The organism is Streptomyces sp. NPDC050738 (genome assembly GCF_040654175.1).
Taxonomy (GTDB): Bacteria; Actinomycetota; Actinomycetes; order Streptomycetales; family Streptomycetaceae; genus Streptomyces.
This window is the reverse complement of sequence record NZ_JBFAHN010000013.1, coordinates 42345-62816: the sequence shown is the minus strand read 5'-3', so window position 1 is coordinate 62816 and position 20472 is coordinate 42345. Positions and strand designations below refer to the sequence as shown.

The 20472-nt window shown below is 70.8% G+C and carries 15 protein-coding genes; 5 read left to right on the top strand and 10 right to left on the bottom strand.

What is annotated here, in order from left to right; genetic code table 11:
• Positions 1–101: 101 nt before the first annotated feature.
• Both AB0H78_RS28380 and AB0H78_RS28375 read right to left on the bottom strand, forming a co-directional pair.
• Positions 102–1004 carry an acyl-CoA thioesterase II gene (locus tag AB0H78_RS28380; protein WP_363237475.1) on the bottom strand — a complete coding sequence of 301 codons (903 nt, stop codon included), beginning with the start codon at positions 1002–1004 and terminating at the stop codon, positions 102–104.
• 28 nt (positions 1005–1032) lie between these two features.
• A complete protein-coding gene (locus AB0H78_RS28375) occupies positions 1033–3546 on the bottom strand; it encodes a DUF3516 domain-containing protein (protein ID WP_363237474.1) in 2514 nt (837 codons plus the stop codon).
• A gap of 119 nt (positions 3547–3665) precedes the next feature.
• On the opposite strand from AB0H78_RS28375, the gene AB0H78_RS28370 reads away from it, so the two are divergent.
• The gene (locus tag AB0H78_RS28370) at positions 3666–4460 is read left to right on the top strand and encodes a metal-dependent hydrolase (RefSeq protein WP_363237473.1); all 795 of its coding nucleotides are present in this window, start codon (positions 3666–3668) and stop codon (positions 4458–4460) included.
• Here AB0H78_RS28370 and AB0H78_RS28365 read toward each other — a convergent pair.
• The 5 genes from AB0H78_RS28365 to AB0H78_RS28345 form a co-directional block, all read right to left on the bottom strand.
• Positions 4451–5884 carry a PLP-dependent aminotransferase family protein gene (locus tag AB0H78_RS28365; protein ID WP_363237472.1) on the bottom strand — a complete coding sequence of 478 codons (1434 nt, stop codon included), beginning with the start codon at positions 5882–5884 and terminating at the stop codon, positions 4451–4453. The two genes, AB0H78_RS28370 and AB0H78_RS28365, sit on opposite strands and share 10 nt — an antisense overlap.
• A 36-nt stretch (positions 5885–5920) precedes the next feature.
• Positions 5921–7702, bottom strand: a complete 1782-nt coding sequence (locus AB0H78_RS28360; protein ID WP_363237471.1) for an ABC transporter ATP-binding protein — start codon at positions 7700–7702, stop codon at positions 5921–5923.
• Entirely contained in the window at positions 7699–9477 is a 1779-nt protein-coding gene (locus AB0H78_RS28355) for an ABC transporter ATP-binding protein (protein ID WP_363237470.1), read from the bottom strand. Before AB0H78_RS28355 ends, AB0H78_RS28360 begins: the two co-directional genes overlap by 4 nt.
• Positions 9478–9599: 122 nt before the next feature.
• Complete coding sequence (locus AB0H78_RS28350; protein WP_363237469.1) at positions 9600–12548, bottom strand: FAD-binding and (Fe-S)-binding domain-containing protein; 2949 nt, start codon at positions 12546–12548, stop codon at positions 9600–9602.
• A gap of 15 nt (positions 12549–12563) precedes the next feature.
• Positions 12564–13013: a MarR family transcriptional regulator gene (locus AB0H78_RS28345; protein ID WP_363237468.1), complete on the bottom strand. Its 450-nt coding sequence runs from the start codon at positions 13011–13013 to the stop codon at positions 12564–12566.
• A 97-nt stretch (positions 13014–13110) separates the two neighbouring features.
• Here AB0H78_RS28345 and AB0H78_RS28340 point away from each other — a divergent pair, with 97 nt between their 5' ends.
• Entirely contained in the window at positions 13111–14913 is a 1803-nt protein-coding gene (locus tag AB0H78_RS28340) for an ABC transporter ATP-binding protein (RefSeq protein ID WP_363237467.1), read from the top strand.
• Between the two features lie 353 nt (positions 14914–15266).
• Positions 15267–16082, top strand: a complete 816-nt coding sequence (mltG, locus tag AB0H78_RS28335; RefSeq protein ID WP_363237466.1) for an endolytic transglycosylase MltG — start codon at positions 15267–15269, stop codon at positions 16080–16082.
• Between the two features lie 5 nt (positions 16083–16087).
• On the opposite strand, the gene AB0H78_RS28330 is transcribed toward mltG, so the two are convergent.
• A complete protein-coding gene (locus AB0H78_RS28330) occupies positions 16088–17155 on the bottom strand; it encodes an NAD(P)-binding domain-containing protein (protein ID WP_363237617.1) in 1068 nt (355 codons plus the stop codon).
• 62 nt (positions 17156–17217) lie between these two features.
• Positions 17218–18336: an LLM class flavin-dependent oxidoreductase gene (locus AB0H78_RS28325; RefSeq protein WP_363237465.1), complete on the bottom strand. Its 1119-nt coding sequence runs from the start codon at positions 18334–18336 to the stop codon at positions 17218–17220.
• 234 nt (positions 18337–18570) lie between these two features.
• Between AB0H78_RS28325 and AB0H78_RS28320 the strand changes: the two genes are divergently transcribed.
• Positions 18571–18993 (top strand): secondary thiamine-phosphate synthase enzyme YjbQ, encoded by a 423-nt coding sequence (locus AB0H78_RS28320; protein ID WP_363237464.1) that lies wholly within the window; start codon positions 18571–18573, stop codon positions 18991–18993.
• 62 nt (positions 18994–19055) lie between these two features.
• On the opposite strand, the gene AB0H78_RS28315 is transcribed toward AB0H78_RS28320, so the two are convergent.
• Positions 19056–19442 (bottom strand): helix-turn-helix domain-containing protein, encoded by a 387-nt coding sequence (locus AB0H78_RS28315; protein ID WP_363237463.1) that lies wholly within the window; start codon positions 19440–19442, stop codon positions 19056–19058.
• 115 nt (positions 19443–19557) lie between these two features.
• On the opposite strand from AB0H78_RS28315, the gene AB0H78_RS28310 reads away from it, so the two are divergent.
• Complete coding sequence (locus AB0H78_RS28310; RefSeq protein ID WP_363237462.1) at positions 19558–20463, top strand: NADP-dependent oxidoreductase; 906 nt, start codon at positions 19558–19560, stop codon at positions 20461–20463.
• The last annotated feature ends 9 nt before the right edge of the window (positions 20464–20472 follow it).

Here is a 20472-nt window from a genome sequence, read left to right as displayed (position 1 = left end):
TGCCGCCCCCGGCCCGCACGTCCGGCGCTCCCGCCGGTCCACGGGCCGGGGGCGGCACGCGTCCCGCACACCGCGCCGCGATCGCGCCGCAGGCGGTGACGTCAGGACTGGGGCTTTGCCGCGCCCGTGTGCCGTACGTCCATCGGGCGGAACAGACCCTCCTGGACCACCGACACCAGGAGGTTCCCCGCCCGGTCGTAGATCCGGCCGCGCGCCAGGCCACGGCCGCCCGTGGCGATGGGGGACTCCTGGTCGTACAGGAACCACTCGTCCGCGCGGAACGGGCGGTGGAACCACATCGCGTGGTCCAGCGACGCCATGTCGAAGCCGCGCGGGCCCCACAGCGGTTCCACGGGGATACGGACCGCGTCGAGGAGCGTCATGTCGCTGGCGTACGTGAGGGCGCAGGTGTGCACCAGCTGGTCGTCGCCGAGCGGGCCGACCGCCCGCATCCAGACCGCACTGCGCGGTTCGGCGCCCTTGATCTCCTCCTGAGTCCAGCGCAGCGGGTCGACGTAACGGATGTCGAAAGGCTGGCGGCGGGCCATCCGCTCCAGGGCGTTGGGGAGTTCGCCCAGGTGCTCGCGGACCTCCTCGGCGATCGTCGGCAGCGACTCCGGGTCGGGGACCTCGCGGGCCGGGGGCAGCTGGTGCTCGAAGGTGCCCTCTTCCGGCTGGTGGAAGGAGGCCGTCAGGTTGAAGATCGTGCGGCCCTGCTGGACCGCGGTGACCCGGCGCGTGGTGAAGGAGCGGCCGTCGCGCATCCGCTCCACCTGGTAGACGATCGGGACGCCGGGGCGGCCCGGGCGCAGGAAGTACGCGTGCAGGGAGTGGACCGGGCGGTCGCCCTCCGTCGTACGCCCGGCCGCGACCAGCGCCTGGCCCGCGACCTGGCCGCCGAAGACCCGCTGCAGGGACTCCTGCGGAGAGCGGCCGCGGAAGATGTTGACCTCGATCTGCTCCAGGTCGAGCAGGTCGACGAGGCGCTCGGCGGGGTTCGTCATGGGTGATTCTCCCGTGAAGTCGGAGGGGTCAGAGCTGGCCGACCGCGGTGACGCGGACCACCGCGCGGGCCTCTTCGTCGGAGGCCGCGAGATCCACCTCCGCGCTGATGCCCCAGTCATGGTCGCCGTTCGGGTCGGCGAAGATCTGGCGGACACGCCACAGGCCGTGCGCGGTGTCCTCCTCGATGATCAGCAACTTCGGGCCGCGGGCGTCCGGGCCCGTGCCCAGCTCCTCGTACTCGTCCCAGTACGCGTCCATCGCCTCGCTCCACGCGTCCTGGTCCCAGCCGGACTCGGCGTCCAGCTGGCCCAGGTCGTAGACGCGGTCGAGCGCGGCCAGCTCCACGCGGCGGAACATCGCGTTGCGGACCAGGACGCGGAAGGCGCGGGCGTTCGCCGTGACCGGCTTGACCTGGTCGGCGCGCTCGGCGGCCTGCTCGGCCGTCTCCACCTCGGGGTTGGCGAGCTGCTCCCATTCGTCCAGGAGGCTGGAGTCGACCTGGCGGACCAGCTCGCCCAGCCAGGCGATGAGGTCCTGGAGGTCCTCGGACTTGAGGTCGTCGGGAATGGTGTGGTCCAGGGCCTTGTACGCGCCCGCGAGATAGCGCAGCACGATGCCTTCGGTGCGCGCCAGCTCGTAGTGGGAGGTGAACTCCGTGAAGGTCATGGCGCGTTCGTACATGTCGCGGATGACGGACTTCGGCGAGACCGGGTGGTCGCCGACCCACGGGTGGCTCTTGCGGTACACGTTGTACGCGTGGACCAGCAGCTCTTCCAGGGGCTTGGGGTACGTGACGTCCTGGAGGAGCTCCATCCGCTCCTCGTACTCGATGCCGTCGGCCTTCATCTGGCCCACCGCCTCGCCGCGCGCCTTGTTCTGCTGGGCGGCCAGGATCTGCCGGGGGTCGTCCAGCGTCGACTCGACGACGGAGACCATGTCGAGGGCGTAGGAAGGGGATTCGGGGTCGAGGAGGTCGAAGGAGGCCAGCGCGAAGGTGGAGAGCGGCTGGTTGAGCGCGAAGTCCTGCTGGAGGTCGACGGTCAGGCGGATGATGCGGCCCTCGGCGTCGGGTGTGTCGAGCTGCTCGACCACGCCGCCGTCCAGCAGCGAGCGGTAGATCGCGATCGCGCGGCGGATGTGGCGCAGCTGCGCCTTGCGCGGCTCGTGGTTGTCCTCGAGGAGGTGGCGCATCGCGTTGAAGGCGTTGCCCGGGCGGGCGATCACCGAGAGCAGCATGGTGTGTGTGACCCGGAAGCGCGAGGTCAGCGGCTCGGGGTCGGCGGCGATCAGCTTCTCGAACGTGGCGTCCGACCAGCCGACGAAGCCCTCGGGGGCCTTCTTGCGGACCACCTTGCGGCGCTTCTTCGGGTCGTCTCCCGCCTTGGCGAGGGCCTTCTGGTTCTCCACGTCGTGTTCGGGCGCCTGCGCGGCGACGAAGCCCGCCGTGTCGAAGCCGGCCCGGCCTGCGCGGCCCGCGATCTGGTGGAACTCACGGGCGCGCAGGGTGCGCACCCGCGTCCCGTCGTACTTCGTGAGCGCGGTGAACAGCACCGTACGGATGGGGACGTTGACGCCGACGCCCAGGGTGTCCGTACCGCAGATGACCTTCAACAGGCCTGCCTGCGCCAGCTTTTCGACCAGGCGGCGGTACTTGGGGAGCATCCCCGCGTGGTGGACGCCGATGCCGTGGCGGACGTAACGCGACAGGTTCTGGCCGAACTTGGTGGTGAAGCGGAAGGCGCCGATCAGGTCGGCGATCTTCTCCTTCTCCTCCTTCGAGCACATGTTGATGCTCATCAGCGACTGCGCGCGCTCGACGGCGGCCGCCTGCGTGAAGTGCACGATGTAGACCGGGGACTGCTTGGTCTCCAGGAGCTCGGTGATCGTCTCGGTGATGGGGGTGCGGCGGTACTCGTAACTGAGCGGGACCGGGCGGGTCGCCGAGCTGACCACCGACGTGGGCAGGCCCGTGCGGCGGGTCAGGTCCTCCTCGAAGCGCTTGACGTCGCCGAGGGTCGCGGACATCAGGATGAACTGGGCCTGCGGGAGCTCCAGGATCGGGATCTGCCAGGCCCAGCCGCGGTCCGGCTCCGCATAGAAGTGGAACTCGTCCATCACGACCTGGCCGATGTCGGCGTGCTTGCCGTCGCGCAGGGCGATGGAGGCCAGGATCTCCGCCGTACAGCAGATGACCGGGGCGTCCGCGTTGACGGAGGCGTCGCCCGTCAGCATGCCGACGTTCTCCGTGCCGAAGAGCTTGCAGAGGTCGAAGAACTTCTCCGAGACCAGCGCCTTGATGGGGGCGGTATAGAAGGTGACCTTGTCCTGGGCCAGTGCGGCGAAGTGCGCACCGGCCGCGACCAGGCTCTTTCCCGACCCGGTGGGGGTGGAAAGGATCACGTTGGCCCCGGAGACCACCTCGATCAGCGCCTCCTCCTGGGCCGGGTAGAGAGTGATGCCCTGGCCCTCCGCCCATGACGAGAAGGCCTCGAAGAGGGCGTCGGGGTCGGCGGTCGGCGGCAGCTGATCGATAAGGGTCACACCCCCATCTTGCCTGCCGGAGAGACGGATCAGGGAACCGGACGGCCGGACGAAGATCACGAGCGATACGCTCATCCCTCAACTGGCTTCACCACAACGGCAATGGGGCGGGAACGACCATGATGGGACCGGCACACTCTCTGTCAGGAGCGGCAGCCTGGCTGGGGGTGGGGGCGGCTGCGGCCGCCAAGGGTCACCCGATGCCGTGGCCCGTGCTCGTCGTCGGAGCACTGATCTGCGCGGGTGCGGCCCTCGCGCCCGACCTGGACCACAAGTCCGCGACCATCTCGCGGGCCTTCGGCCCTGTCTCCTGGGCGCTCTGCGAGATCGTCGACAAGATCTCGGCCGGCGTCTACAAAGCGACCCGCGCCAAGGGCGACCCGCGCAGGAACGGCGGCCACCGCACCCTCACGCACACCTGGGTGTGGGCGGTGCTGCTCGGCGCGGGGATCTCGGCCACGGCCATCTTCGGCGGCCGGTGGGCGGTCCTCGGCATCCTCTTCGTCCACCTGGTCCTCGCGATCGAGGGCCTGCTGTGGCGGGCGGCGCGCGGCACCAGCAGCGACGTACTGGTGTGGCTGCTCGCCGCGGCCGGCGCATGGATCCTCGCGGGGGTCCTGGACAAGCCGGGGAACGGCGCGGACTGGCTGTTCACCTCTCCCGGCCAGGAGTACATGTGGCTGGGTCTGCCGATCGTGCTGGGCGCGCTCGTGCACGACATCGGGGACGCGCTCACGGTGTCGGGATGCCCGATCCTGTGGCCCATTCCCATCGGCCGCAGGCGCTGGTACCCGATCGGACCGCCGAAGCTGATGCGGTTCAGGGCCGGCAGCTGGGTGGAGCTGAAGGTGCTGATGCCGGTGTTCATGGTGGCGGGCGGGGTGGGCTGCGCCGCGGCGCTCGGCTACATCTGAGGTTCCGGTGCCGGTGGGAGCGCCCTGACCAGCGCTTCCAGAGCCGCACCGTAGGCATGCTCGGGCGGGGTGGCGTATCCGACGACCAGTCCGTCCGCGGCGGGCATTGTGGCGGCCGGGTGGCGGAAGCCCGCGAGCCCGTCGAGGGCGAGACCCTGCCAGGCCGCGGCCTTGAGCGTGGTGCGCTCCGTACCGGGCGGCAGCCGCAGCACGGCGTGCAGACCGGCCGCGATGCCCGTCGGCGCGATGTGCGGGGCGCCGTCCGCGAGTGCGGCCAGCAGGAGGTCGCGGCGGGCCCGGTAGCGCTGCCGCATCCGGCGTACGTGACGGTCGTAATGGCCCGAGGCGATGAAGTCGGCGAGCGTCAGCTGGTCGAGGATGCTCGCCGAACCCTCCCTTTCCCCCTTGGCCTGCAGCACCGGGGCGAGCAGCTGCTCGGGGAGGACCATCCAGCCCAGCCGCAGTGCGGGGGTCAGACTCTTGCTGGCCGAGCCGATGTAGAGGACGCGTTCGGGGTCGAGGCCCTGGACCGCGCCGACCGGTTCGCGGTCGTAGCGGAACTCCCCGTCGTAGTCGTCCTCCAGCAGCACGCCCCCGGTGGAACGCGCCCAGTCGACCGCGGCCGCCCGCCGGTCCGGGTGCAGCGGACCGCCGGTCGGGAACTGGTGGGCCGGGGTGAGGAGCGCTCCCCGTACGCCCTTGAGAGAGCTCAACTCCTCGGTGCGAGCGCCGTGTTCGTCGAGCGACAAGGGGATCGTACGGACCGACGCGGCATCCAGCAGCGAGCGGTGGAAGGCGAGGCCGTACGACTCCACGGCGAGGGGACCGCGCAGCACCCCGCCGCCGTACAGCAGCCGCAGCGCGTGGGCGAAACCGGAGCAGACCACGATCCGGTCCGGGGTGGTGCGGACCCCGCGGGCCCGCGCCAGATAGTCGGCCAGGGCGCTCCGCAGCTCAAGGCGCCCTTGCGGGTCGCCGGGGCCGAAGGCCTCGTTCGGGGCGGCGTTCAGGGCGCGCCGGGAGGCTGCCAGCCAGGCGGTACGGGGGAAGGACGCGGCGTCCGGCCGGCCCTGTTGCAGGTCGTGCGCGGGCGCGGCCGGACGCCCCGGCGCCTTCTTCGGGACGCGCGCGGGGCGGACGGGCTCGGCACGCCTGGCCACCTCGGTGCCGGAGCCCTGCCGGGCGGTCAGCCAGCCTTCGGCGACCAGCTCTGCGTAGGCGTCGGCGACGGTGTTGCGCGCGATCCCGAGGTCGGCGGCGAGCGAGCGGTACGGGGGCAGCCGGGTCCCGGGGGCCAGACGTCCTTCCCGTACCGCATCACGCAGAGCCCCGATGAGCACGGCACGGCGACTGCCGGGGCCCGACAGGTCCAGATGCAGATCGCTGCCGATCCGCTCCGCCGAATCGACCCACTCGCCCGTCATGAAAACGCACCCTAGCCGAGGTCGCCCCGGGGTTTTCTATCCGTGCCAGGACCGCCACAGCGCCGCGTACGCACCGTCCGCCGCGACCAGTTCGTCGTGGCTGCCCAGCTCGCTGATCCGGCCCTCCTCCACCACCGCGATCACGTCCGCGTCGTGCGCGGTGTGCAGCCGGTGCGCGATCGCGACGACCGTACGGCCGTCGAGGACCCGCGCCAGGGACCGCTCCAGATTGCGGGCCGCCCGCGGGTCCAGGAGAGACGTCGCCTCGTCGAGGACCAGCGTGTGCGGATCGGCCAGTACGAGACGGGCCAGCGCGATCTGCTGGGCCTGTGCCGGGGTGAGAGCGGTGCCGCCCGAGCCGACCTCGGAGTCCAGGCCCTCCTCCAGGGCGCGCGCCCAGCCGTCCGCGTCGACCGCGCCGAGCGCCGCCCACAGTTCGGCGTCCCCCGCCCCGGTCCGCGCGAGCAGCAGATTGTCGCGCAGGGAGCCCACGAAGACATGGTGCTCCTGGTTGACCAGTGCGACGTGCTCACGCACCCGCTCCGCCGGCATCCGGGACAACTCGGCGCCGCCCAGGGTGACTTCACCCGTACGTGGTGCGTAGATCCCGGCGAGCAGCCGGCCCAGCGTCGACTTGCCCGCACCGGAGGGGCCGACGAGCGCCATCCGCGTTCCCGGCGGCACGTCCAGGGTCACCCGGTGCAGGACGTCGACGCCCTCCCGGTAGCCGAAGTGCACATCGTCGGCGCGGACCGCGCGCCCGTCGGGCCCGATCCGCTCGTCGCCGGCGTCCGGCTCGATCTCCCGTACGCCCACCAGCCGGGCGAGGGACACCTGCGCCACCTGCAGCTCGTCGTACCAGCGCAGGATCAGGCCGACCGGGTCGACCATCATCTGCGCCAGCAGCGCGCCCGTCGTCAGCTGGCCGACCGTGATCCAGTCCTCCAGGACGAACCAGCCGCCGAGCATCAGCACCGCCCCGAGGATCGTGGCGTACGTGATGTTGATGACCGGGAAGAGCACCGAGCGCAGGAACAGCGTGTACCGCTCCCAGGCCGTCCACTCCTCGACCCGCTGGTCGGAGAGCGCCACGCGGCGCGCTCCGAGGCGGTGGGCCTCGATGGTGCGCCCGGCGTCGACGGTCTCGGTGAGCATGGCGGCGACCGCCGCGTACCCGGCAGCCTCGGAGCGGTACGCCGACGGCGCCCGCTTGAAGTACCAGCGGCAGCCCACGATCAGCACCGGCAGCGCCACCAGCACGGAGAGCGCCAGCGGCGGCGCGGTCACCGTCATCGCGCCGATCAGCAGCGCCACCCACACCACGCCGATGGCGAGCTGCGGCACGGCCTCGCGCATCGCGTTCGCGAGCCGGTCGATGTCCGTGGTGATACGCGACAACAGGTCGCCGGTGCCCGCCCGCTCCAGGACGCCCGGCGGCAGCCCGACCGCCCGCACGAGGAAGTCCTCGCGCAGATCGGCCAGCATCTCCTCGCCGAGCATCGCACCGCGCAGCCGTACCAGCCGCGTGAAGACGGTCTGGACGAGGAGCGCGAGCCCGAACACGGCTGCGGTGCGCTCCAGATGGAGTTCCTTCGCCCCGTCCGTCAGGTCCTCGATCAGGGAGCCCAGGAGGTACGGGCCCACCATCGAGGCGATCACCGCGATCGCGTTGACACCGATCAGCAGGGCGAAGGCCTTGCGGTGGCGTCGTATCAACTCGGCCACATAGGTCCGTACGGTCGCGGGCGTGCCGACCGGCAGGGTGGTGGCGGTCTGGGGTGCCGCCGGGTCGTACGCCGGGGGCGCCACGCCGATCATGCCGACTCCTCGATCTCTGCGAAGGCTTGGGATTCTTCTTCTGTCTCGCGGGTGACGACCGCGCGGTACAGCGGCTCGGTGTGCACCAGCTCGCGGTGCACACCCACCGCGGCGACCGCGCCGTCGTGCACGAACACCACCCGGTCCGCGTGGTCGAGCAGCAGCGGCGAGGAGGCGAGGACGACGGTCGTACGCCCGGTGCGCAGCCGCTTGATGCCCGCCGCGACCCGCGCCTCGGTGTGCGAGTCGACGGCCGAGGTCGGCTCGTCGAGGACCAGCACCTCGGGGTCGGTGACCAGCGACCTGGCCAGCGCGAGGCGCTGGCGCTGTCCGCCGGAGAGCGAGCGGCCGCGTTCGGTGATCCGGGTGCGCATCGGGTCCCCGCTGTCGTCGGCGGACGCCTGCGCGAGCGCGGCCAGCACATCGCCGCAGTGCGCCGCGTCGAGCGCTTCCTCGGCGCTCACCTCACCGGACGAGGGAACGTCGAACAGCTCGCGCAGCGTGCCGGAGAGCAGCACCGGATCCTTGTCCTGTACGAGAACGGCCCGGCGGGCCGCGTCCAGTTCCAGGTCGTCGAGCGCGATGCCGCCGAGCAGGACGGACGGCACCTTCTCCTCGGCCGCCGCGTGCCCGCCGAGGTGTTCGGCGAGGACGCCTGCGGCGTCCGGGTCGCCGCACACCACGGCGGTGAAACGGCCCGCGGGCGCGAGCAGTCCGGTGGCCGGGTCGTAGAGGTCCCCGGACGGGGTGGCCGACACGGTCGCCTCGGTCTCGTACGACGTCCGCTCCAGCGACAGCACCCGCGCCGCGCGCTTGGCGGAGGGCCGGGAGAAGGAGTACGCCATCGCGATCTCCTCGAAGTGCCTGAGCGGGAAGAGCATCAGCGTCACGGCGCTGTACACGGTGACCAGCTGGCCGACCTCGATCGTGCCCTCGGAGGCGAGCTTCGCCCCGTAACAGACCAGGCCGATCAGCAGCAGCCCCGGCAGCAGCACCTGGATCGCCGAGATCAGCGCCCACATACGGGCGCTGCGCACGGCGGCCTTGCGGACCTCCTGCGAGGCGCGGCGGTAGCGGCCGAGGAAGAGCTCCTCGCCGCCGATGCCGCGCAGGACGCGCAGGCCCGCGACGGTGTCCGAGGCGAGCTCGGTGGCCTTGCCCGCCTTCTCGCGCTGGATGTCGGCGCGTTGGGTGGCGCGGGGGAGCAACGGCAGTACGGCCAGGGCCAGTACGGGCATGGCGATCGCGACCAGCACGCCGAGCGACGGCAGGTAGAAGGCCAGGCCGACGCAGATCAGCACCAGCGCGGTCGCGGCGGCGGCGAAGCGCGACAGTGCCTCGACGAACCAGCCGATCTTCTCCACATCGCCGGTGGAGACCGCCACGACCTCGCCCGCGGCGACCCGCCGGGTCAGCGCCGAGCCCAGTTGGGCGGTCTTGCGCGCCAGCAGCTGCTGGACACGGGCCGCGGCGGTGATCCAGTTGGTGACGGCGGTGCGGTGCAGCATGGTGTCGCCGAGGGCGGTCATCAGGCCGCACAGCATGATCAGGCCGCCGGAGACCACCAGACGGCCGCCCGAGCGGTCGATGACGGACTGCACCGCCATCCCGACGGCGAACGGAAAACCGGCGATGGCGCACTGGTGGAGCAGACCCCAGGCGAGGGACTTGAGCTGTCCGGGCAGCTGGTTGCGGCCCAGCCAGTACAGGAAGCGGGGGCCTGACCGGACGTCCGGATCGCCGGGATCTGAATACGGAAGATCGCGAATCTGCATGACGTCCCAGAGATCGATGGTTGGCGCAAACCGTGCAAGGTTCGCGCTCCCACCACCTTCAGGGCAATCGATTTTCTGCGCTCCGACCCAGAATGAGCCATCCTGCGCCGGGTGCCCGAGGGTCAGCTGCGCCGCAGGTAATCGGGTCCGGGACGGGTCGCACGCTCCAGTTCCAGGAGTACGGAGAAGTAGCTCCGGCCCGTGGCGTGGTCCATGCCGACCTCGCACATGCGGTTGGCCGAGAGATGCACCTCGAAGTCCCTGGCGGTGACCTCCGCTGCCTCCTTCGCGGTGGCCGACGCGGTGAGCTCCTTGTGGAGCATGCCGCGGTCGCCCGCGAAGGCGCAGCAGCCCGCGTCGTCGGGGACCACGACCTCCTCCGCGCAGGCCTCGGCGACGGTTTTGAGCTGGTCCTCGTCGCCCAGGTGCTGCATGGAGCAGGTCGGATGCAGGACGGCCGAGCGCGCCTTGCGGACCATGGTGAGCTCGGGGAGGAGCTCGTCCGCCGCCCAGACGATCGAGTCGACGATCCTCAGCTCCCGGTGGAGTTGGCGGTTGTCGTCGGTGAGGTACGGGACGACCTCGTGCGCGATGCCGAGCGTGCACGAGGAGGCGTCCACGACGAGGGGCAGCTTTCCGCCCCCCGTCCATCCCCAGGCGGCCTCGACGATGCGGTTGGCCATGACGGTGTTGCCCTCGTCGTACCCCTTGGAGTGCCAGATGGTGGCGCAGCAGGTGCCCGTGACGTCCTCCGGGATCCATACGGGCTTCCCGGCGCGCTCGGCGAGCAGGACGACGGACTGCGGGAGGGAGGGGCCGCGGTATCCGTCGGGCTCGCCGAAGATGCGGTTGACGCACGCGGGGTAGTACACGGCGGTGGCGCCGGAGCGGGCCGTGCGGGGGAGTGCGCGGGCCGCCGCGCCCGGGATCTCGGGCAGCCACTCCGGGACGAGGTCGGGGCGAATCGCCTTGCGTGCCAGGCCTGTTACGGACCCCAGGAGCTGGTCGCTGATCCGGTCGGCGGCCGCCACGGCGAGGCGCGCCGACTTCTCGACCGTCTTGAAGTTCTTGGCGGCCAGCGCCGCGATCCGTTCCTCGCGCGGAGTGTGGCGCCGGTGGCGGAAGTCCTTCATCATCGCGCCCGTGTCGATGCCGACCGGGCAGGCGAGTTTGCAGGTGGAGTCCCCGGCGCAGGTGTCGACGGCGTCGTAACCGTACGAATCGAGCAGACTCTCCTCGACCGGTGAGCCGCCCGGTTGGCGCATCATCTCGCGGCGCAGCACGATCCGCTGGCGCGGGGACGTGGTCAAGTCATGGCTGGGGCAGGTCGGTTCGCAGAAACCGCACTCGATGCAGGGGTCGGCGACGAGCTCGACCTTGGGGATGGTCTTGAGCCCGCGCAGATGGGCCCGGGGGTCACGGTCCAGGACGATGCGGGGCGCGAGGATCCCGGCCGGGTCGATGATCTGTTTCGTACGCCACATCAACTCCGTTGCCCTGGGGCCCCATTCGAGCTCCAGGAACGGTGCGATGTTGCGGCCGGTGGCGTGCTCGGCCTTGAGCGAGCCGTCGAACCGCTCGACGGTCAGGCGGCAGAAGTCCTCCATGAAGGAGGCGTACCGCTCCACGTCCTCGGGCTTCGCCGCGTCGAAGGCGAGCAGGAAGTGGAGATTGCCGTGGGCCGCGTGACCGGCGACCGCCGCGTCGAAGCCGTGCCGGGTCTGCAGTTCGATCAGGGCGGTGCAGGCGTCGGCGAGCTGGGAGGGCGGTACGGCGAAGTCCTCGGTGATCAGCGTCGTACCGGAGGGGCGGGCGCCGCCGACCGCCGTGACGAAGGCCTTGCGGGCCTTCCAGTACCCGGCGATGGTCTTGGCGTCCTGGGTGAACTCATTGGTCACCGAGGCGACGGGGGTGATGAGTTCGAGCCCGGCGACCGTCCGCGCCGCGGCGTTTTCGTACGCGCGGCGGCCCTCCTCGTCGGGTGCCCGGAACTCGACCAGGAGCGCGGTGGTCTCCTTGGGCAGCCGGGCCCAGTCGGCGGGCACACCCTGCACGCTCACCGAGGCGCGCAGGGTGTTGCCGTCCATCAACTCCACCGCGATGGCGCCGGCCTCGTTGAAGAGCGGCACGGCGGCGGCCGCGGCGGGCAGCGAGGGGAAGAAGAGCAGCGCGGAGGAGACCAGGCGGTTCAGCGGGAGGGTGTCGAAGACGACCTCCGAGATGAAACCGAAGGTGCCTTCGGAGCCGACCATCAGGCCGCGGAGGATCTCGGCGGGCGTGGATCCGTCGAGGTAGGCGTCGAGGCGGTAGCCGTTGGTGTTCTTGATCTCGTACTTGGCGCGGATGCGCTCCGTGAGGTCGGTGTCGGCCTCGATCTCGGCCTTGACGGCGAGCAGACCCGCGCAGAGGTTGGGTTCGGTCCCGGCCAGATCGGCGTCGGCGGTCGGGGACGCGGTGTCCACGACGGTGCCGCTCGGCAGGACGAAGGTGAGCGAGGCGAGCGTCCGGTAGGAGTTGCGGGTGGTGCCCGCGGTCATGCCCGATGCGTTGTTGGCGACGACGCCGCCGAGCGTGCAGGCGATGGCGCTGGCCGGGTCCGGGCCCAGGATGCGGCCGTGACGGGCCAGGGTGGCATTGGCCCGTACGACCGTGGTGCCCGGCTGGATGCGGGCCCGTGCGCCGTCGTCGAGCACCTCGATCCCGGCCCAGTGGCGGCGTACGTCGACGAGGATGTCCTCGCCCTGGGCCTGCCCGTTGAGGGAGGTCCCGGCGGCCCGGAAGACGACCTCGCGCTTTTTGGTGTGTGCGTACGCGAGGACCGCGGAGATGTCGGCGACGGTCTCGGCGATCACCACGACCTGGGGGAGGAAGCGGTAGGGGCTGGCGTCCGATGCGTACCGTACGAGGTCCGAGACCTTGGTCAGCACCTTCTCCGGGCCCAGGAGGGCCGTCAGGTCGCGGGCCAGCGGCTCAGGGGTGCCGGCCGCCCGGTCGTCGGTGACCCGGTCGGGTGAAGGCCCCTCGCTCGTCGTCGGGCGGAGAGCGCCTGGTTTCGGCTCGAGCAGCGGCATCTGGGCACAGTCCCCTCAGCATTTGCGCTCCAGTGCACCGTCGACCAGAGCGGACAGCAGACCGCCGAGCACCTCGCGCTGATCGGCGGACAGTGGTGCCAGGATCTCCTCTGCGGCGCCCCGGCGCGCGTTGCGCAGGGCGCGCAAGGTGGTGCGGCCGTCGTCGGTGAGCTCGATGCGCACCACCCGGCGGTTGGTCGGGTCGGGGACGCGGCGGACCCTGCCGGACTCCTCCAGGGCGTCGACCAGGCTGGTCACGGCGCGCGGCACGACTTCGAGACGGGCGGCGATGTCGGCCATCCGCGGGGGCTCGGGGTAGTGCGAGACGGTGCGCAGCAGGCGGGACTGCGCGGGGGTGATGCCGACGGGCTCCAGATGCTGCTTCTGGATGCGGTGCAGTCTGCGGGTGAGGCGCAGCAACTGCTCGGCCAGCACGCCGTCGGCGTCGGCGTTGGGAATGCTCATACCGGGAACAATATCAGGACCTGGTTCATTGTGAGTATAGGTAACAATGAGCTATGCTCTCAAAGTCTTGAGATCTCTCACCCCGATGAAGGAGCCCATGAAGCCCGATCAACCCACGTGGACACCCCCGCCCCGCGACGGAGACCAGCCGCCCGCAGAGGTGCGCCGCATTCTCCGTCTCTTCCGCCCCTACCGCGGCCGCCTCGCCGTCGTCGGCCTGCTGGTCGGCGCCTCGTCGCTGGTCTCGGTGGCCTCCCCGTTCCTGCTGCGCGAGATTCTCGACGTGGCGATCCCGCAGGGCCGTACGGGACTGCTGAGCCTGCTCGCCCTCGGCATGATCGTGACCGCGGTGGTCACGAGCGTCTTCGGCGTCCTGCAGACCCTGATATCGACGACCGTCGGCCAGCGCGTCATGCACGACCTGCGCACCGCCGTCTATGCCCAGCTGCAGCGCATGCCGCTCGCCTTCTTCACCCGGACGCGCACAGGCGAGGTGCAGTCCCGTATCGCCAACGACATCGGCGGCATGCAGGCGACGGTCACCTCGACCGCGACCTCGCTCGTCTCCAACCTCACCGCCGTCATCGCCTCGATCGTCGCGATGCTGGCGCTCGACTGGCGGCTCACCGTCGTCTCGCTGCTCCTGCTGCCGGTGTTCGTGTGGATCAGCCGCCGGGTGGGCCGCGAGCGCAAGAAGATCACGACGAAGCGCCAGAAGCAGATGGCCGCGATGGCCGCCACGGTCACCGAATCGCTGTCGGTCAGCGGCATCCTGCTCGGCCGCACCATGGGCCGCGCGGACTCGCTCACCAAGAGCTTCGCCGAGGAGTCCGAGCAGCTCGTCGACCTCGAAGTGCGCTCCAGCATGGCCGGACGCTGGCGGATGTCGACCATCGGCATCGTCATGGCCGCCATGCCGGCTGTCATCTACTGGGCTGCGGGACTGGCTCTGCAGACCGGCGGCCCCTCGGTCTCGATCGGTACGCTGGTCGCCTTCGTCTCTCTCCAGCAGGGCCTGTTCCGCCCCGCCGTGAGCCTCCTGTCGACCGGCGTGCAGATGCAGACCTCGCTCGCCCTCTTCCAGCGGATCTTCGAGTATCTGGACCTGCCGGTGGACATCACCGAGCGCGCCGACCCGGTCCGGTTCGACCAGGCCAAGGGCGAAGTCCGGTTCGAGAACGTCGAGTTCCACTACGAGGAGAAGACGGGCTCGACGCTCCAGTCGATCGACCTCACCGTCCCCGCGGGCGGCAGCCTGGCCGTGGTCGGCCCGACCGGATCGGGCAAGTCCACCCTCAGCTATCTGGTGCCGCGGCTGTACGACGTGACCGGCGGCAGGGTCGCCCTGGACGGCGTCGACGTACGCGACCTGGACTTCGACACCCTGGCCAGGTCCGTGGGCGTCGTCTCCCAGGAGACCTACCTCTTCCACGCCTCCGTGGCCGACAATCTGCGGTTCGCCAAGCCGGACGCCACCGATGAAGAGCTCGAAGAGGCGGCCAGGGCGGCGCAGATCCATGACCACATCGCCTCGCTGCCCGACGGGTACGACACCCTGGTCGGCGAGCGCGGCTACCGCTTCTCCGGCGGCGAGAAGCAGCGCCTCGCCATCGCCCGTACGATCCTGCGCGACCCGCCGGTGCTCATCCTCGACGAGGCCACCAGCGCGCTGGACACCCGTACCGAACACGCGGTGCAGCAGGCCATCGACGGGCTTTCCGCGGGCCGTACGACCATCACGATCGCGCACCGCCTCTCCACCGTCCGCGATGCCGACCAGATCGTCGTCCTGGATGCCGGGCGCATAGCCGAGCGGGGCACGCACGAGGAACTCCTCGCGCTGGACGGGCGGTACGCAGCTCTGGTGCGGCGCGACAGCGAGCTGACCCGAGCAGCGTGACCGCACACGGCAGCGCCGCCGCTCCCGTGGGACGGGGAACGACGGCGCCGGTCGGAACTACGGTCAGACGAGCCAACCCACGAAGTGGACGATTCCGGCAAGCAGGTTGGTGAGGAAGTTCATGGTGGTGCGTTCTCCTTGTGCATGATTCATCAGTGGGACTGCGCAATCACGGTCTGCAGCCCGTCGCTTGCGCACCGTAAGCATCATGCGCAGCAGGGGAGTTGGGCAATGGATTCCGGGACGATCACGCGTTCTGGCGAACATCCGATCGCCTGTTCGTCTGTTCGCCGTGACTCCGCCGGGGTCGCCGGCTGCCGTAAACGGCCGGTATGGCGGGATAAGTTGCCCGCATGCCGAACGACAAGCCCCGTTTCACGCGCCGCGGCCGACTGATCCTCCTCGCGGCCGCGGTGGTCGTGGTGGCGGGCGGAGTGCTCACCGCGATTCTGCTCGGCAGCGGCGACAGCGGAGGGACACGGTCCTTGCTCATCCCGGAGGGCTGGCGTGCGAGTCAGGTCTATGCGGCAGCGGACAAGGCGCTGGACGTGCCGCCCGGCACGACACAGAAGGCCGCCGCGACGGCGGATCTGAAGCTGCCGCCGGAGGCCAAGGGCAACCCCGAGGGCTATCTCTTCCCCGCGACCTACCCGATCGACGGGCAGACGTCCCCGGCCGGCCTGCTCACGTACATGGTCAACACGGCCAACCAGCACTTCGGGGCGGATCACATCGCCGCAGGGGCGAAGCGCAACGGCGTGACGGTCTATCAGACCGTCGTCATCGCCTCCATCGTGCAGGCGGAGGCGGACACCACCGCCGACATGGGGAAGGTGTCCCGCGTCATCTACAACCGGCTCGCCCAGGGCATGCCGCTGCAGATGGATTCGACTCTCAACTACGCGCTGAACCGCTCCACCCTGGACACCACCACCGGCGACACGAAGATCGACAGCCCCTACAACACCTATGAGCGCAAAGGGCTTCCGCCCACCCCGATCGGCAACCCGGGGCAGGACGCCATGAATGCGGCCATCGCCCCGACGCCGGGGAACTGGCTGTACTTCGTCACCGTCGCACCGGGGGACACCCGCTTCACCGACGACTACAGCGAGCAGCAGAAAAACGTCCGGGAGTTCAACGACAACCAGAAGAGTGCGCGCGGTTAGCCGCTTCAGGCGAGGGAGGGTGCGCGCTCCAGCAGTCTCCGGATGTCGTGCACCGCGGCCCGCCCGGCCCGGTTCGCGCCGATCGTGGAGGCCGAAGGGCCGTAACCCACGAGGTGGATCCGCTCGTCGCGGACGGCCTGCGTCCCCTCGACGCGGATGCCACCGCCCGTCTCGCGCAGCTTCAGCGGCGCAAGATGGTCGATCGCCGCACGGAAGCCGGTGGCCCACAGAATGACGTCCGCCTCGACCGTGCGACCGTCGTCCCAGGCGACCCCGTGCGGGGTGATGCGGTCGAACATCGGCAGTCGGTCGAGCACGCCCTGCTCGCGGGCGCGGCGCACGGCGTCGTTGACCGGCAGCCCCGTCACGGACACCACGCTCTGCGGCGGCAGCCCGCGCCGCACCCGCTCCTCGACCATCGCGACGGCGGCCCGTCCCGCGTCCTCGCCGAAAGGGCCCTCGCGGAAGACGGGCGGCCGCCGGGTGACCCAGGTGGTCCCGGCGGCGTACGGGGCGATCTCCATCAGGTGCTGGGTTCCGGAGGCCCCGCCGCCCACCACGACGACGCGCTGCCCGGCGAAGGCCTCGGGCCCCGGGTAGGAGGCGGTGTGCAACTGCCGCCCCAGGAAGGTCTCCTGGCCCGGATAGCGCGGCCAGAACGGCCGGTCCCACGTCCCCGTCGCATTGATCAGCGCATGGGCGGCGTAGTCGCCCTCAGAGGTCTCGACGAGCAGCCGCCCGCCCGCACCCTCGCGCACGGCGCTCACCTCGACCGGCCGGTGCACCCGCAGGTCGAAGGCTTCCTCGTACGCGGTGAAGTACTCCATGATCACCTCGGAGGACGGCCGCCGCTCGTCCGCGCCCGTCAGCTCCATCCCGGGCAGCGCGTGCATCCCGTGCACCTTGCCGTACGTCAGCGAGGGCCAGCGGAACTGCCAGGCGCCCCCGGGGCGCGGCGCATGGTCGAGCACGACGAAATCCCGGTCGGGCTCCAGGCCCGCCCGCCGCAGATGAAAGGCGCCGGACAGGCCGGCCTGCCCGGCGCCGATCACGACCACGTCGATGTCTCGCACCCCGAAGTTGTTCACGGTTCTACCAACGCGGGCGCGGCCCCGGATCTTCCCGTACGGGCGGCTCAGCCGGCGGGCAGCAGCCCGCGGGCCGCCAGCTCGGGCCGTACGCCCTCCCCGAACCAGTACGCCTCCTCCAGATGCGGATAGCCCGAGAACACGAAGTGCTCGACGCCGAGCGCGTGATACTCCTCGATCCGGTCCGCCACATCGCTGTGGCTCCCCACCAGCGCCGTCCCGGCCCCGCCGCGCACCAGCCCCACACCCGCCCACAGGTTCGGCGCGATCTCCAGCTTGTCCCGCGACCCGCCGTGCAGGGCCAGCATCCGCTGCTGCCCCACCGACTCGCTCCTGCCGAGCGCCTGCTGCGCGGCCGCGACCGTCCCGGCGTCGAGATCGTCGAGGAGCCGGTCCGCGGTCGCCCAGGCCTCGCGCGCGGAGTCCCGGGAGATGGTGTGGAGACGAATGCCGAACCGGACGGTCCGCCCCCGCTCCTGCGCGAGCCCCCGGATCCAGTCGATCTTCTCCTTCACCTGGGCGGGCGGCTCGCCCCACGTCAGATACACATCCGCGTGCTGGGCCGCGACGGGCCCGGCGGCAGCCGACGAGCCCCCGAAGAAGATCTCCGGCAGCGGGTCCGGCGGCAGCGCGGTCAGCCCGCCCTCCACCTGGAAGTGCTCCCCGTCGAAGTCGTACGGCTTCCCGCCCCAGGCGCCCCGCACCACCGACAGGAACTCCGCGGTGCGCGCATAGCGCCGGTCGTGGTCGAGATGGTCCCCGAACCTCCGCTGCTCGGTCGCGTCCCCGCCCGTCACCACGTTCAGCAGCAGCCGCCCGCGGGTGATCCGCTGGTACGTGGCCGCCATCTGCGCGGCGAGCACGGGCGAGATGACCCCCGGCCGGAACGCCACCAGGAACTTCAGCCGCGAGGTGTGCTGCGCCAGCGCGACGGTGGTCAGCCAGGCGTCCTCGCACCAGGTCCCGGTCGGCGTGAGCACCGCCTCGAACCCCAACTGCTCGGCCGCCTTGGCTATTTGGGCCAGGTACTCGATGTCGGGAGCGCGCACCCCGCCGGTGGGGGTGATCTTCGAGCGGGTGATCCCTCCATCGGTGTACGCATGGCGGTCGACGAGGGTGCGGCCGTCACCGCCGGTGGGCAGGAACCAGTGCAGATGCACGGACATGGCGAAGCCTCTTCCGTAGAAAGGGAAGACAGGGGAGGGGCGAAGCGAAAAGGCGGAAAGGCGTCAGAGCCCGCGGCGACAACACGCGGCAGAGGCCACCCGCAGCAGGTCGATATGACCGCGCGTGGTGAGCAGCACTGAACGCAACATGGCGCCGAAAGTAGCGAGCGGCCACGATCCGGTCAATGGTGTCTCGCCCCCTGGACGAGCGCCGGCCGCGCGAGAATGGGCCGCATGTCCGACACCTTCACCACCCGCGTCCTGCACATCGCCACCGGCCGGTCGGAGACCGTGACCGATCTGACCGCTGACTGCGAGGAGTTCCTGCGCGAGGCGGCGGCGGGCCGCGACGGCCTGCTCAACGTGTTCGTACCGCATGCGACGGCCGGGATCGCCGTCCTGGAGACCGGCGCCGGCAGCGACGACGACCTGCTCGCCGCACTGCGCACGCTGCTCCCGGCCGACGACCGCTGGCAGCACCGCCACGGGAGCCCCGGCCACGGCAGGGACCACGTACTGCCCGCGCTCGTACCGCCGCACGCCACGCTGCCGGTGATCGAGGGCCGGCTGGAACTGGGCACCTGGCAGTCGGTCTGCCTGGTGGACACCAATCAGGACAATCCCCGTCGCCAGGTTCGACTGTCGTTCCTTGCGTGACGAGAGTGCCGACCGCAGGTCTGCGGTTCGTCCGGTGCGGCACGCACCGGCGCCGGTGCGCGTCAGCCGATGGAGGAGATGCCGCCCTCGGCGCCCTCGCGGGCGTCGAGCAGTTCGTCCCAGTGCTCGGCCGCCCATTGGCACGAGGCGGCCAGCGGCTCCAGCACGCTGCGGCCCAGCGGTGTCAGCGCGTACTCCACCCGCAGTTTCGGGTCGGCGTGCGCCGTGCGTGACACGAACCCGTTCCGCTCCAAGCCGCGGAGCGACTGGGTGAGCGACTTCGGGGTGACGCGGCTCAGTGGCACGCGGAGTTCGGAGTATCTGCGCGGGCCGTCCTCCAGGCAGAGGAGGACCATGGATGCCCACTTGTCACCGAAGCGGAAAGGCAACAGCGAGGACGGGCACAGCTCGTCGAACAAATCGGGTGGCAGCGCCGGACGTTGCGTCATCGAAAGTCTCCCGTCTCCGGTCTTGGTATCCAGCTGGTGACCGACCTTCTGGATATCTTCCGGAGCATCGAGTCAACGGCAGGTATTCCGACCTGAAAAGGTAAGGCAGGACACTATGCGTGCAGCCCGCTTCCATGAATACGGCGGAGCGGAGAGCCTGGTGATCGAGCAGGCCCCCGACCCCCACCCCGGACCCGGTGAGGTCCGTGTCCGCGTCGCGGCGGCCGGCGTCAATCCCATCGACTGGAAGCTGCGCGCCGGCGCCCTGCGGCAGCTGCTTCCTGTGGCGCTGCCCGCCATTCCCGGGCGCGACGCCGCCGGGGTGGTCGACGAGATCGGTGACGGGGTGCAGGGGGTGAGCATCGGCGACCGCGTCTTCGGGCTGGGCGGTGTCACCGGCGCAACCGCGGAGCTGGTCATCCTCTCGGCCTGGGCCCACGCCCCCGACACCTGGAACGACGGGCAGGCCGCGGGCGCCGGTCTCGCGTCCGTGACCGCGATGCGGGGCCTGAACGCGCTCGGCTCCCTCGCGGGGCGCACCCTTCTCGTCGAGGGCGCCGCCGGAGGTGTGGGCAGCGCGGCAGTCGAGATTGCTGTGGCGCGAGGTGCCACCGTGATCGGGACGGCCGGCGAACGCAACCACGAGTTCCTCACCTCTCTCGGCGCCGTTCACACCACCTACGGCCCCGGTCTCGCGCAGCGTCTCTCCGCTCTCGCTCCGCACGGCGTCGACATCGCGCTCGACACCGCGGCCTCCGGATCCCTGGACGACCTCGTCGCGATCACGGGCGATCCGACGCGCGTCGCGACGGTCGCCGACCACGCGGGCGGGCAGCGCCTGGGCACGCATGTGGTCAACGCGGAGAACGACTCTACTCTCCTGTCCGAGGCCGCGGAACTGGGCCGGCAGGGCCGCTACACACCCCGTATCGAACAGAGCTACCCCCTGGAGCGGATCGCCGACGCCCACGCGCACGCGGAGCGCGGACGCACACGCGGAAAGATCGTGATCTGCATCTGAAGCGGGGGC

What these genes read in the sequence shown, in the direction of transcription:
- AB0H78_RS28380 (WP_363237475.1), bottom strand. Translation starts at nt 1,004, where the DNA reads ATGACGAACCCCGCCGAGCGCCTCGTCGACCTGCTCGACCTGGAGCAG.
- AB0H78_RS28370 (WP_363237473.1), top strand. Translation starts at nt 3,666, where the DNA reads ATGATGGGACCGGCACACTCTCTGTCAGGAGCGGCAGCCTGGCTGGGG.
- AB0H78_RS28365 (WP_363237472.1), bottom strand. Translation starts at nt 5,884, where the DNA reads ATGACGGGCGAGTGGGTCGATTCGGCGGAGCGGATCGGCAGCGATCTG.
- AB0H78_RS28360 (WP_363237471.1), bottom strand. Translation starts at nt 7,702, where the DNA reads ATGATCGGCGTGGCGCCCCCGGCGTACGACCCGGCGGCACCCCAGACC.
- AB0H78_RS28355 (WP_363237470.1), bottom strand. Translation starts at nt 9,477, where the DNA reads ATGCAGATTCGCGATCTTCCGTATTCAGATCCCGGCGATCCGGACGTC.
- AB0H78_RS28350 (WP_363237469.1), bottom strand. Translation starts at nt 12,548, where the DNA reads ATGCCGCTGCTCGAGCCGAAACCAGGCGCTCTCCGCCCGACGACGAGC.
- AB0H78_RS28345 (WP_363237468.1), bottom strand. Translation starts at nt 13,013, where the DNA reads ATGAGCATTCCCAACGCCGACGCCGACGGCGTGCTGGCCGAGCAGTTG.
- AB0H78_RS28340 (WP_363237467.1), top strand. Translation starts at nt 13,111, where the DNA reads ATGAAGCCCGATCAACCCACGTGGACACCCCCGCCCCGCGACGGAGAC.
- mltG (WP_363237466.1), top strand. Translation starts at nt 15,267, where the DNA reads ATGCCGAACGACAAGCCCCGTTTCACGCGCCGCGGCCGACTGATCCTC.
- AB0H78_RS28325 (WP_363237465.1), bottom strand. Translation starts at nt 18,336, where the DNA reads ATGTCCGTGCATCTGCACTGGTTCCTGCCCACCGGCGGTGACGGCCGC.
- AB0H78_RS28320 (WP_363237464.1), top strand. Translation starts at nt 18,571, where the DNA reads ATGTCCGACACCTTCACCACCCGCGTCCTGCACATCGCCACCGGCCGG.
- AB0H78_RS28315 (WP_363237463.1), bottom strand. Translation starts at nt 19,442, where the DNA reads ATGACGCAACGTCCGGCGCTGCCACCCGATTTGTTCGACGAGCTGTGC.
- AB0H78_RS28310 (WP_363237462.1), top strand. Translation starts at nt 19,558, where the DNA reads ATGCGTGCAGCCCGCTTCCATGAATACGGCGGAGCGGAGAGCCTGGTG.